Below are 14087 nucleotides of genomic sequence, written 5' to 3' on the forward strand. Positions count from 1 at the left end.
ATAATGCATTGAAAATCATTCAAAACACCTGTTTTTGTTGACTTTTTAGGAAAGTAATTGCGATTTATTGTGCATGCATAGTTTTTTTGTATTTTTACATAAAAAAATAAATACCATGGCATTATCAGTTTCTAAACTCAATAAATTTGTATTATTCAAATTACCATCGGCATATATTTGTGGCGTGCGTGTAAAAGCAATCGACGAAGATAGATGCGTGGTAAGTGTAAAACACAGATGGATCAATCAAAATCCTTTTAACTCCATGTATTTTGCCGTTCAGGCAATGGCAGCAGAGCTAACAACAGGAGCATTAGTAATCTCGCAAATTCAGCAAAGCGGAAAAAAAATCTCAATGCTGGTCGCCAACAATAAAGGAAACTTTACCAAAAAAGCAACCGGACGCATTACTTTCGTTTGCAACGACGGACATTTAATTGCCGATGCAATTAAAAGAACCATCGAAACAGGCGAGGGCCAAACCTTCTGGATGAAATCTATCGGAACTGACGAAAAAGGAGTTCAGGTTTCTGAAATGGATTTTGAATGGAGTGTAAGAATTAAATAGCTTTTAAGCTTTTGCCATGATAGAATCTAAATATGCGATTTAATTAGAAAAAATAATTTGTGCAAATTCGTGCAATTCGTGGCGAAAAAAAAATATAGAAAGACCTCAAACAATTGAGGTCTTTTTTTATATACCAATTTGTGAATCAATACGTTTTCTCGTTTTATTTTGTATTTTTATTACACAATTCCTATTACATCAAAATTCTGTCTTTTAATTTGAACTTCATTTAGTAATACTAGTTTTATATTCAAATTAAGCTGCATTTCAATAAATTTTCGATTTATCTTTTTAAGTATTTGCCTCAAAAAGTAAAAGTATATGGATGATAAAAAACAAATATTCCAGACCGCTACTCAAAAACGCTGGAAAACTTTTCAATGGTCAACACGACTTATTTTGTTTCTTCTTATTTTAATGGTTCCCATTTTCTTTATCACTTTAAAAAGAGGATTAAAACCGCCATTACCGCTTTTAGCTAACAGCAGTCAGGTAGGTCATAGTCTTGAAAATCCCATTACTCCAAAGAATTTAAGCGCCAAAGAACTCAAAAAGTTTAAAGGTTTTGATTATTTCTTAAGAGCAAAAACGAAGATTGATAAACTAAAAAATCAGCCTGTTGATTCAAAAACAGCTTCAGAAATCAGAGCTGCTTTTTATGTCGATTGGGATCCGCAGAGTTTGTTTTCTCTCCAAAAAAACATTCATAAACTCAATATGGTAGTCCCGGAATGGTTTTTTATTGATCCCAAAACTGATTTACTGCGCACAGAAATTGATACTGCAGCGCTAAAAGTAATGAAGAAAGGAAAAGTAAAAATCGTTCCCTTAATCAATAACATCAACGAATCTTTAGGTGAAGGCGACTTCGACGGCGATCTTATTCACCGTATTCTTCATGACACCAATAAAAGGGAACGACTGATTGATGATATTGTAAAAGCATTAAAAAAATATGATTTACAAGGGATCAATATTGATTTTGAAGAATTTAAAGAAAAGGGAGACGAACCTATAATTGCTTTTCAAAAAGCATTGTATGAAAAATTGCATCCGCTGGGTTATCTCGTTACGCAGGATATCATGGCAGGCGATGACGATTTTAATGTAAAAGCATTGGCACAATACAATGACTATATGTTTCTTATGGCTTATGATGAGCATTATGCCGGCAGTGTTCCCGGAGATGTAAGCAGTCAGAAATGGATAGAAAGAATAGTAGATAAAACCGCAAAAGAAATTCCGTCAGATAAAATCATCCTTTGCTTTGCCGGTTATGGTTACGATTGGCCGGAAAAACAAGAAGGAGAAACCATTACCTACGATCAGGCAATTGCAATTGCTAAACAGCATAATGCCGTGATAAAGTTTGATAATAACAGTTATAGCAATTCTTTTAATTACACAGACAGCAATGGTAAAAAACACGCGGTTAATTTTGAAGATGCCGCAACTAATTTTAATACCATCAGATTTAGCGACGAATATGGTTTAGCAGGAACTGCCTTATGGCGTTTAGGGAGCGAAGATCAGCGTTTGTGGAGTTATTATCAGCGCAGCTTAACAAACGAAAGCATCAAGAAAAAACCTTTTGATTTTAAGGTAATGAAACGTGTCAATACACGAATCGAAAGTCCCGCTTATATTGGTGACGGGGAAATATTAAATGTGATTGCAGATCCACAGCCAGGAAAAATTGATTTGGAAATCGATAAGGACGAAGACATTATTACGGAACAGAAATATGTAGAATTACCAACGAAATATGTAATCAGCAAATTTGGAAATGTACACAAACAAGTCATTCTTACTTTTGATGATGGACCGGATCCTACCTATACACCTCAGGTTTTAGATATTTTAAAAAGAGAAAAAGTACCGGCCGTTTTTTTTGTAATTGGGATTCAGGGAGAAAATAATATTCCGTTGCTGCAAAGAATTTATAGCGAAGGCCACGAAATAGGCAACCATACTTTTACGCATCCTAACATTGCTTTGGTAAGTCCGGAAAGGGCGGCAAAAGAAATGGAAACCACAAGATTATTAATCGAAGCCGTTACTGGAAAAAGTACAGTGCTTTTTAGAGCGCCTTATAATGCAGATGCCGAACCGACGACCGAAGCCGAACTAAAACCCATTGCTTTAAGTAAAGCGCAAAATTATTATACAGTTGGGGAAAGTATTGACCCAAATGATTGGGAAAAAGGTGTAAGTGCCGATTCTGTTTACAGCAGGGTCATATCGCAATATGAGGCCAATCCGGATAAAGGAATTATTTTGCTCCACGATGCGGGCGGAAACAGAGAGTCTACCGTTAAAGCACTGCCTCGAATTATTAAATATTTTAAAGACCGACATATTCAGTTTACTACGGTTGCACATTTACTTGGTAAAACCAAAGACGAAATTATGCCAAAAGCCGAAGGTCCGCTTATTACAGTCGATAATTTAATTTTTGATTTTGGATATTGGTTCGGGCATTTTATTACGGCTACATTTTGGGTTGCTATTTTTCTGGGATTTCTGAGAATTGCCTTAATGGCGATAATGGCTTTAATAAAAAAATGGAAAGACCATAAATACCCGCCTGTTTATAAAACGGCCAATGGAGTTCTTCCAAAAGTAAGCATTATTGTTCCGGCTTATAATGAAGAAATAAACGCAGTAAAAACAATTGAAAATTTACTGGGTCAGGATTACCCAGATTTTGATATTGTTTTTGTTGATGATGGTTCTAAAGACAAAACTTTTGCCATGATCAATGAAGCTTTTGCCAATAATCCGAAAGTAAAAGTGAATACAAAACCAAACGGCGGAAAAGCATCGGCATTAAATTATGGAATTACTTTAACGCAAAGTGATTATGTAGTTTGCATCGATGCCGATACACAGCTTAGAACCAATGCCATTTCGCAATTGATGAAAGGTTTTACCATTCAATTAGAAAACAATGAAGAAATTGGCGCCATTGCCGGAAATGTAAAAGTTGGAAATGAAAATACCATGCTTACCAAATGGCAGAGCATTGAATACACAACCGCACAGAATTTTGACCGCAGGGCTTTTGATTTAATAAACGGAATTACGGTTGTTCCCGGAGCAATTGGCGCATTTAGAAAAACAGCGATAGAAAAAGCAGGCGGTTTTACAACCGATACACTTGCAGAAGACTGCGATTTAACGATTCGCATTTTAAGAAATGACTATCGTATTATAAATTGTATTGAAGCTGTAGCCGTAACAGAAGCTCCTGAAAGTTTAAAGGAGTTTATGAAACAGCGTTTTCGCTGGAGTTATGGAATTATGCAGGCTTTTTGGAAAAACAGAGACGCGTGTTTTAACCCAAGATATAAAGGTTTAGGAATGGTCGCTTTACCTAATATTCTTCTCTTTCAAATTGTGCTGCCCATCTTTGCGCCTCTGGCCGATTTAGTTCTGATTGTAAGTTTGATCTGGAATCATAATGATCCGGATAGTCTTCATAAAATATTGGTTTACTATATCGCTTTTATGGTGGTAGATATGCTGGTTAGCGTTATCGCTTTTATTTTCGAAAAAGAAAAACTGACTAAATTAATATGGCTTATTCCGCAGCGATTCGTGTACAGACAATTAATGTATGTAATCCTCTTTAGAGCACTTAGAAGAGCCATAAAAGGCGAAAGCCAAAGCTGGGGAGTACTCACACGAACAGGAAATGTGGCAACTGTAAAATAGTTTTTTAGTTTTTTTGCCACAGATTTCACAGATTAGCACAGATTTTTTTTAAAACAAATTTTGACAAAGTTTTAAACTTTGTCAAAGTTAATAACTAGGTTTTTTGCCACGAATTTCACGAATTAGCACGAATTAATTTGTGCAAATATGAGCGTGTTTTAAATTAGTGTCAATTCGTGAAATTCGTGGCGAAAAAAAACATAAAAAAAGGCTTCGAATATATTCGAAGCCTTTTAAGTAAAATCATACTGCGATTATTTTTTAGAGCAGCATTTTTTGTCTTTTTTGTCACCTGATTTTTTATGACAAGATTCTTTTTCTTTTGCAGCTTTTTCCTTTTTCGGAGCTGGTTTTGTGTCTTGTGCTTGTACACCAATTGTAAATAAAGCGATAGCTAAAACGGCAAATAATTTTTTCATTTTTATATAATTTAATTGTTAGGTAATATTCCTTTTTTGATTGAAGATGTTGGTTCAAATATAATACGATTTCGTTTTGGAAATTGTCAACGATAAGTTAATGCGCATCAAAATAGTATTAAAATTATGGTTAATAATTCAAGTTCACTCCAAAGCCAATTCCCATATCGCTGTCGTAATGTGTTGTGATCCCAAAGTTTCTGCCTGCAACATATTTTAAACCGGCCATATATTCCTTATCTGTATTCCACATCAAATTCATTCGTAAACGTTTCGAAAGCGGAATATCTTTTCGTTCAAATTGAATTCTCACATTTCCATCGGTATACATTTCAACCTGAGCTTTTATGAGCATTGGTAACGTATATTCCATACCGGCACTAAAAACAGATCGATTGTCTTTGGTATTCTTTTGTCCGAACATATTTTGTTCCTGTTCATCCATTCCCATTCTTCGATAACGCCAATCGAAACCTATAAAAGGCATAAACCATTGCATTTTACCAATGTAGCGGCCAATATGCGTTTCGGTTTCATAACCGTGTTCATTATTGTAACCCAATCTCCATTCTGTTCCGATGCTCCAGCGCGTGTTGCTAAACATGGCTTCACCATCATTTCCGTTTGTAGCAAAATCATTTTCGGTCATAAAATGAAACATACGATCGTCCATTTTCAGCATTTTGTACGCCATTTTTGGATCATGAATCAACGGATTCGGAGCTGAATTTTCATAAGTAAAAATACGTCCCATTCCCGCCATCATGTGATATAAGATGTGACAATGAAAAAACCAATCACCATCGGCATTAGCCTGAAACTCGATTGTATCGGTTTCCATTGGCATAATATCAATTACATTTTTTAGCGGAGAATAATCACCATGTTCGTTAATAATCCTGAAATCATGTCCGTGTAAATGCATTGGGTGACGCATCATCGATCCGTTGTACAATACAATCCTGACGTTTTCTCCTTTTTTAATTAAAATTTTATCCGTTTCAGAAATAACTTTATTGTCTAAACTCCAAACATAACGGTTCATATTTCCGGATAATGTAAAATGCAATTCTTTTACCGGGGCATCTTTTGGAAGCGTTGTTTTGGTTGGAGATTTTAGCATTCCGTAATTCAAGGTCGTAATCTGGGCCGTTTCTGTGGTATCGCTCGACATTTTCATATCGTCCATTTTCATGCCTTCCATATTATGCATCGAATGATCTTCAGGTTTTGCAGATTCTTCTTCGCCGGAAATTTCAGGATACATTACTGCATTCATGTCCATTTTATTCAGCGACATATTCATACCCATATCATTCATTTCTCCGTTCATCTTCATCATGTCGTTCATCATTTTCATCCCTTCAAAATATTTCAATTTCGGAAGATGTTTGACAGATTGTTTCGTGCCGCCACCTAAAAATAAAGAAGCAGATCCTGTTCTGTCTTCGGCTGTAGCCAAAAAAGCAAAGGATTTTTTATCTTCAGGAATCGTAACCACGACATCATAAGTTTCAGAAACGGCAATAATCAAGCGGTCGACTTCTACAGGTTCAACATCGTTTCCGTCGCTCGCCACAACCGTTATTTTTCCGCCGCCATACGTCAGCCAGAAATAACTCGAAGCGCCTCCGTTTGCAATTCGTAATCGGACTTTATCTCCGGCTTTAAACTGCGAAAGCTGATCTTCATTTTTTCCGTTAATTAAAAACTTTTCATAATAAACATCACTTACGTCCATGGCATTCATACGTTTCCATTCGTTGGTGATTTTTGTAGAGAATTGCCCTTTCTTGATTGCTTCGGCATAACTTTGAGTCGTACCTTTTTTTATCGCAAACCAATCATTAGCATTATGCAGCATTCGCTGCACATTCTCCGGTTTAAGATCCGTCCATTCGCTTAAAATAACTGGTACAGTCGGCAAATCGTCAATTCCTTTTCTAAAAGTTGTATCGTCTTTCTTTTTATTGATAATGAAAAGACCATACAAACCAATTTGTTCCTGCAATCCGGAATGACTGTGATACCAATAGGTTCCGTTTTGTATAATCGGAAAAGTATATTTATGTGTCGTTCCGGGTTTAATTGGCATTTGTGTTAAATACGGAACACCATCTTCTTTGTTTGGAAGAAATAATCCGTGCCAGTGCATGGCTGTATTTTCTTTTTTTAAATCGTTATGTACATAAATTTCGGCAATATCACCTTCAGTAAAAGTCAATGTCGGCATCGGAATTTTTCCATTTACGGTAAGCGCGCGTTTTTCTTTTCCTGAAAAATTGACAATCGTATCCCGAACGTGTAAATCATAACGAACTACTTTTTGGGCTTTTGCAGTAAAAGCAATCAAAAAGACAATTAAAATAGTATGTAGTTTCATATTGATTTTTTAAAGGTTTTGATTTCGCAATCGTAAGGCATTTGCAATTACCGAAACGGAACTTAAACTCATCGCCAGCGCGGCTAACATCGGCGAAAGCAAAATCCCAAATACCGGATATAAAATTCCTGCCGCAATGGGTACGCCTAAAACATTATAAATAAAGGCGAAGAATAAATTCTGTTTGATATTTTTCATCACCGAAAAACTTAGTTTTTTAGCTTTTACAATTCCGTTTAAGTCACCTTTTACAAGCGTTATTTTAGCACTTTCAATGGCAACATCCGTTCCGGTTCCCATTGCGATTCCTATATCCGCTTTGGCTAGAGCAGGCGCATCGTTGATTCCGTCACCGGCCATTGCGACCACTTTTCCTTCGGCTTGCAAACGTTCAATTTCTCTCAGTTTATCTTCAGGAAGACACTCGGCTTTAAAAGAACTTAAGTGAAGCTGATCTGCCACCGCTTTGGCTGTATTTTTATTATCTCCCGTAAGCATGATCACTTCAACGTCCTGATCGATTAAATCTTTTATCGCTTTGGTACTGTTTGTTTTTATGGCATCTGTAATGGTTACATAACCTGAAACAATATTGTTTACGGCGATGTATGAAACGGTTTTCCCCAGATTTTGCTCGGCTGTAATTTTGCTTTCAAAATCATCAGAAACCGATGCATTAATTTGTTCCATTAGTTTTTTATTTCCTAATGCAATTTTTGAATTATTTACGGTTCCTAAAACTCCTTTTCCGGCAACGGCTTCAAAATCCGGAACATCAAGTAAAGTTTGATTTTTGTCTTTAGCAAAATTGACAACGGCTTGCGCCAAAGGATGTTCACTATGCTGATTTAGCGAAGCAATGTTTTGCAATAGAATATTTTCGTTATGATCGATTGCATAAATTTTCTCGACAGTTGGTTTTCCTTCTGTAATTGTTCCGGTTTTATCGGTAATTAAAACATCGATTTTATTCATGTTTTCGAGTGCTTCGGCATTTTTAATTAAAATTCCATGCTGTGCACCTTTCCCAACTCCCACCATAACCGACATTGGAGTTGCTAATCCTAAAGCACATGGACAGGCAATAATTAAAACGGCAATCGCATTAATTAATCCGTAGATATAAGAAGGTTCAGGGCCAAATTTTGCCCAGATAATAAAAGTCAATACAGCAATACCTACAACCGTTGGAACAAAATATTTTGCAACGCGGTCGGCCAGTTTTTGAATTGGCGCTCTGGAACGACTTGCATCATTTACCATTTGAATAATCTGCGAAAGCAGTGTTTCTGAACCTACTTTTTCGGCAATCATCACAAACGATTTGGTTCCGTTTATAGTTCCCGAAATCACATTATCGCCCGTTTTTTTATCAACCGGAATAGGTTCTCCAGTAATCATGGCTTCGTCTATACTGCTTTCTCCGGAAGTTATTTTTCCGTCAACCGGAATTTTTTCTCCCGGTTTTACTCGTAGTAAATCTCCTTTTTTGATATCGTGAATTGAGATGGTTTTATCTGTTCCGTTTTCTACCAAAGTGGCTTCGGTTGGCGCTAATTTTAGTAATGCTTTAATCGCGCCGTTGGTTTGTCCGTGTGCTTTGGCTTCTAATAATTGTCCCAATAAAACCAAAGTTATAATAACTGTTGCCGCTTCAAAATAAAGATGAATCGTGCCGTGATGCGATTTAAATTCAGACGGAAAAAGATCCGGAAAAAACATTCCCGCAACGCTGAATAGAAATGCAACACTGGTTCCAATTCCAATTAAGGTAAACATATTTAAATTCCAGGTAATAATCGATTTCCAGGCGCGGGTAAAAAACATCCATCCGGCATAAAACAGTACCGGAATTGAAAATAGAAACTGAACCCAATTCCATTTTTCAATTGACATAATTTTAAAAAGCGGGTTATCCGGAATCATTTCTGACATTGAAATAATGAAAATAGGAAGCGTAAACAATGTCGCAATCTTCATTTTCTTCAACAAGTCCGTATAAGTTTTGTTTTCGTCAGATTCAGATGCCTGCATGGGCACTAAATCCATGCCACAGATAGGGCAGTCGCCCGGCTCATTAGAAATAACTTCCGGATGCATTGGGCAGGTAAATTGTGTTCCAATGGCTATTTGCGGCACCAAATCCATGCCGCAAACCGGACAGTCTCCTGGTTTGTTATAGGTTTTATCGCCTTCGCAATGCATAGGGCAGTAAAAAACTCCCGTCGCATTATGAGGAATTACTGCTTTTTCTTTTTTATGAGAATGCGAAGTGTGATCTTCTTTTTTATGACTTGAACAACATGATTTTACAGCAGGTTCTGTGCCATGAGCTGGAGACTTCATTTCAATAGTATACTTTCCTGCAGCTGATAAAGCTTCCTGAAATTTTTCTGTTGGAACATGTTTTTCCATTGTTATGGTAGCCACTGGTGGATCTAACGTTACTTCGGCATGAATGCTTCCGACTTCATTTAGCGTTTTCTCGACTTTAGTTCGGCAGCCATTGCATGACATTCCTGAAATTATATATTGATGAGTCATTGTTTTTTCGTTTTTAAGGTATTACAATGCAAATTTCCGAAGTAAGATTTACAACGGGTTGTATAATTTTGAGAATGATTTGTAATATTATTTAAACCGCAAAGTGCGCTAAGATTTACGCAAAGCACGCTAAGTTTTTTGTTTCACTAATAAATTAAAAAATTCGCAAAGCTTTATGTAAATAGCTTTATGGTACAAAAAAAATAGCCACAGATTAAAAAATTAACACCGATTTTTAAAATCTTTTTTAATCCTTTTAATCTGTGGCTAAAAAACTTTGTGAACTTTGCGTAAATCTTAGCGCTCTTTGCGGTTAAATAAAAAATTACAAATTCTCTATTTGAATACGGTTTTTGTCTTTCAGCTGTTTGAAATAAGTAGGCGTGAAACCTGTAATTTTCTTAAACTGATTGCTTAAATGTGCGACATTGCTATAGTTTAAAAGATCGGCGATTTCACTTAACGAAAGTTCATTGTAAATCAATAATTCCTTTACCTTTTCTATTTTTTGGCTTATAAAGTATTTTTCGATTGTAGTATTTTCAATCTCCGAAAATAAATTACTCAATGTGCTGTAATCCTGGTTGAGGTTTTCTACTAAATAATCAGACAAATTAACTTTGAGTTCGCTGTTTTTATGATGAACCAAATCGACTATGAGATTTTTTATCTTCTCGATGGTTTTGGTTTTTTTATCATCCAATAAATCAAAGCCCAGCGTTTGAAGATTTTTAAGTAAAACTTCTTTTTCAGAATCGGTAATGTCATTTTGCAGTTCTACTTCGCCTAATTCTACAGAAATAGTCTGAAGTCCGAGTTTATCCAACTCAGACTTCACAACCATTTTACAGCGGGCGCACACCATGTTTTTGATGTAGAGCGTCATGTTTATTTGATGGTTTCTACCACGTTTCCGCAAGTTAGCATCGAAGAACCGTAATACGGATTCTTAACTGCTTTTTCTTTGCTTAACCAGTCAGCATCAGCCATTGGGCAATATTGTTTGTAAACAACTTCAGTCGATTTTGAAACTTTAATTAAATCGTATGTATTTTTTGAAAGTGATTTAAAAGTTTCACGTTGTTTTTTAAGATCTGAAGTAGTGGAAATACTTTTGGCATCAGCAGTTAATTTTTTTACTACTTTCATCCAGGCTGTATGCTCATTACTTTTTAGTTTGTCCATTTTTATGGCAGTAATAGCAGTCAATAAATCGGTGGCTTTCGCCGAAGTTAACTTCGCATCGCTTTTAATTAAAGCATCTTTTACAGTAAAATAGGCATCATAAACAGCTTGTAATTGGCTGGAATCAGCAACTTCTATTGTAGTTGTTTCTGTTTTTACAGTACTTGCCTGAGCGAAATTTGCAGTAAATAATAATGTGATTGCTACTGCTATAGTTGATATTGTGTTTTTCATTTTTATAAGATTTTAATAGAGAATGTGAATTTATCCTCTAAGTTAAATAATTTATTTTTTATAGGATGTTTTGATCTCGCAATCCTGATAGTTATCGGGAGCAGAGTTTAATTTTTTGCTTGAAGCTTAGTATCTTTAGAGCTTTTGTGGCTTAAAAATAATTATGGCTGTTAGAAATACAATTATTATATTTTTGGTGGTAACCAAATAGACGTAAAACCGTCAGAAATACTAGTAGTATTGTAGTATGAGATTTGTTTTTCTGTAGAGAAATTAAAAAGATTATTGCTTAAATCTATTTCATTTGTGATTAAGCTAAATTGAAGAAATGAAGTAGTACAACCTGAATGATCGCATTTTCCACTGCATCCATGTTGTCCTTTTTTATCTTTTTTAGTTTCTTTACAACAATCCTTCTCACATGAATTGCCGGTTTCTTTTTTTGAAATTGCTTTCTTTTCGCAATTCATTTTTTCTTCGACTTTTCCACAAGCATAACCCGAATTGGACATCAGGAAGAAGCCAAGGGTTAAAAAGAGAAACACTATGTGGAGTTTTTTCGTCAATGAAATTATTTTTTAAAGTACAAATTTATATATTTTTTTTAAGAGCAACTATATATTTAAGATTTCCAATTTTAAGTTTTCTTAAAATCGGTAGGTTTCATATTTTTTCTCTTTTTAAAATAGTTCGACAAATGACTTTCATCCGTAAAACCAAATTCATACGCTATTTGCTTAATCGGTAATTGATTGTTGTGAATTCGTTTCTCGATTAAAGTGGTTCTTAAATTATGAATATACTCACGATAACTAATAGAGAATGTTCTCTTGAAATAAGCACTAAAATAGGTTTCGGCAATATTAAAATGATTAGCGATTACTTTAATCTGAACTAATTTTGGCTGATAAATATTCTGATGTATATAAGAAGTGATTTGTTCGTTATCAATTGAATTTCCTTTTACAACAAGATTCTGTCCGCGCATAGTTTCTTTGATTAATCCAAAAATCGAAAGAATCTGGTAAAATACTATAGGCGAGGTCGAGACATCAGTTTTACAATTATAAGCTGCAATATTTTCGATCGTATTTTTTAATATTGTTTTGCAGGGATCGTCTAATTTAAGCACCGTTTCTTTTAAGGTTTTATCCCGCATGAAACTTTCCGGAGTGTGAATTAAAAATTCGTCGCAGGTCAGGTTTTGTTTGGAGTTAAAATAACTATCGGTAAATTTAATATAGAAAAAACGAGTACTTTTTTTGATGTCAAAATAGTGTTCATCTTCAGGTGAAATCACAAATAAATCACCCGTTTTATAAGGAAGGAGGTTGTTGTTGAGATGATGGATACCGTTTCCTTTCTTTATATATATGATTTCGTAGTAGGTATGCGTATGCGGCGGAAGGTGAAATTTTTCATCTTCGAATTCGTCAATAGCGAGCGTTTTGAATTGATTTAATTTCGGCATAACATAAATTTACAAGTTTATATCGCAAATGTACAACTAATTTTATGTTTAACGGTGTTAAATTTGCACCATAGAAAATCTATTCCTTTCTTATAAAACAAATGAAAAAAAGTCTTATTGCACTCTCATTAGGAGGATTAACAATCGGTATTACCGAGTTTGTTATGATGGGTTTGTTGCCAGATATTGCCTCAGATATGAAAGTTACGATTCCGGTTGCCGGATATTTAATTTCAGCTTATGCACTTGGAGTTGTTATTGGAGCTCCATTATTAGTAATCCTTGGAAGAAACTTTCCTCCCAAAAAAATGCTTTTAATTTTAGCATTGATGTTAACTGTTTTTAATGCGCTTTCGATTATCGCGCCTACCTATAACTTTTTATTTGCATCCCGATTTCTTTCCGGATTACCACACGGAGCCTTTTTTGGAGTTGGAGCAGTTGTAGCAAGTCGTCTGGCAGATAAAGGCAAAGAAGCGCAAGCCATTGCGATTATGTTTTCAGGTTTAACTTTGGCGAACTTAATTGGTGTGCCTATCGGAACTTATATTGGACATCACTTTATATGGCGTTATACTTTTGTATTAATTGGTGCTGTTGGTTTGCTTACCTTTTTGTTTATTTCTTTATGGATGCCAAATCTGGAGAAAAGCGGAAATGTAAATATGAAAACACAATTACTATTCTTTAAGAAAACAGAAGCCTGGCTGATTATCGGTATTACCGCAATTGGATTTGGAGGGTTGTTTGCCTGGATCAGTTATATCGCACCTTTATTAATTAATGTTTCTAAATTCTCGGCCGAAGATGTTTCGTATATCCTGATTCTTGCCGGTTTAGGTATGGTAGTTGGTAACTTTTTGGGAGGTAAACTGGCCGATAAATATTCACCTGCGCCAACTGTACTGGCATTGTTGTTTGTAATGTCAATCGATTTAATTTTGGTTTACTTATTTTCTTCCAATCAATATATTTCTCTATTCCTTACTTTTCTAACTGGTGCTATTTCTTTTTCGGTTATTGCTCCAATTCAAATGTTAATGATTAAAACGGCGAAAGATGCTGAGATGATTGCTTCGGCAGCACTTCAGGGAAGTTTTAATATCGGGAATGCTTTAGGTGCTTTCTTAGGAGGTTTGCCTTTGGCGGCAGGATATAGTTATGCTTCGCCTAATCTTATTGGTGTAGGTATGGCGGTTATTGGTATGGTCATTACTTTTGTATTAATGCAAAAACATAAAAGCAACTTGCAATTGCAACGCGCTTAAAAAAAATATAATTCTCTTAAAAAAAAGTCAGCCCTTAGACAATTTAGTTTAAGGGCTTTTTTGTGGGTATAAGTTACTCATTTCTTCTTTTACTGTTCTCTTTTAAATCTCTATTTCGGCCTTCGTATAAATTGATTTTTTAGAATCTTCTCTTTTCTTCTTAACCCTTTTTTAACAATAATTACAGACTTAAATTGATCATTAATAATTATGCAACGTTTCTTCGTGTAATCGATTGTTTTTTCTGTAAAATCACAATGAATTCCTGAAAATAGATAATATAATTCATATTTATATG

General features: G+C 35.2%; 10 protein-coding genes. 3 read left to right on the forward strand and 7 right to left on the reverse strand.

The window, feature by feature from the left end; all coding sequences use genetic code 11:
- Positions 1-115 precede the first annotated feature (115 nt).
- Both FLACOL7796_RS02655 and FLACOL7796_RS02660 read left to right on the forward strand, forming a co-directional pair.
- Entirely contained in the window at positions 116-568 is a 453-nt protein-coding gene (locus tag FLACOL7796_RS02655) for a DUF4442 domain-containing protein (protein ID WP_173969285.1), read from the forward strand.
- Positions 569-889: 321 nt separating this feature from the next.
- Entirely contained in the window at positions 890-4285 is a 3396-nt protein-coding gene (locus FLACOL7796_RS02660; RefSeq protein ID WP_173969286.1) for a polysaccharide deacetylase family protein, read from the forward strand.
- Between the two features lie 254 nt (positions 4286-4539).
- On the opposite strand, the gene FLACOL7796_RS02665 is transcribed toward FLACOL7796_RS02660, so the two are convergent.
- The 7 genes from FLACOL7796_RS02665 to FLACOL7796_RS02695 form a co-directional block, all read right to left on the reverse strand.
- The gene (locus FLACOL7796_RS02665) at positions 4540-4704 is read right to left on the reverse strand and encodes a hypothetical protein (protein ID WP_173969287.1); all 165 of its coding nucleotides are present in this window, start codon (positions 4702-4704) and stop codon (positions 4540-4542) included.
- A 130-nt stretch (positions 4705-4834) separates the two neighbouring features.
- Positions 4835-7087, reverse strand: coding sequence for a multicopper oxidase domain-containing protein (locus FLACOL7796_RS02670; protein WP_173969288.1), 2253 nt, complete (start codon positions 7085-7087; stop codon positions 4835-4837).
- 9 nt (positions 7088-7096) lie between these two features.
- Positions 7097-9631 carry a heavy metal translocating P-type ATPase gene (locus FLACOL7796_RS02675; protein WP_173969289.1) on the reverse strand — a complete coding sequence of 845 codons (2535 nt, stop codon included), beginning with the start codon at positions 9629-9631 and terminating at the stop codon, positions 7097-7099.
- Positions 9632-9956: 325 nt separating this feature from the next.
- Positions 9957-10475 carry a helix-turn-helix domain-containing protein gene (locus FLACOL7796_RS02680; protein WP_232067272.1) on the reverse strand — a complete coding sequence of 173 codons (519 nt, stop codon included), beginning with the start codon at positions 10473-10475 and terminating at the stop codon, positions 9957-9959.
- A 44-nt stretch (positions 10476-10519) separates the two neighbouring features.
- On the reverse strand, positions 10520-11050 hold the full coding sequence (locus FLACOL7796_RS02685) for a DUF3347 domain-containing protein (protein WP_173969291.1): 531 nt from the start codon (positions 11048-11050) through the stop codon (positions 10520-10522).
- 185 nt (positions 11051-11235) lie between these two features.
- Positions 11236-11616: a hypothetical protein gene (locus FLACOL7796_RS02690; protein ID WP_173969292.1), complete on the reverse strand. Its 381-nt coding sequence runs from the start codon at positions 11614-11616 to the stop codon at positions 11236-11238.
- Positions 11617-11687: 71 nt separating this feature from the next.
- Positions 11688-12521 (reverse strand): AraC family transcriptional regulator, encoded by an 834-nt coding sequence (locus tag FLACOL7796_RS02695; protein WP_173969293.1) that lies wholly within the window; start codon positions 12519-12521, stop codon positions 11688-11690.
- Positions 12522-12622: 101 nt separating this feature from the next.
- Here FLACOL7796_RS02695 and FLACOL7796_RS02700 point away from each other — a divergent pair, with 101 nt between their 5' ends.
- Positions 12623-13789, forward strand: coding sequence for an MFS transporter (locus FLACOL7796_RS02700; protein ID WP_173969294.1), 1167 nt, complete (start codon positions 12623-12625; stop codon positions 13787-13789).
- Positions 13790-14087 lie beyond the last annotated feature (298 nt).

The sequence above is a fragment of the Flavobacterium bizetiae genome (genome assembly GCF_902804475.1).
In the GTDB taxonomy this organism is placed as follows: domain Bacteria; phylum Bacteroidota; class Bacteroidia; order Flavobacteriales; family Flavobacteriaceae; genus Flavobacterium; species Flavobacterium bizetiae.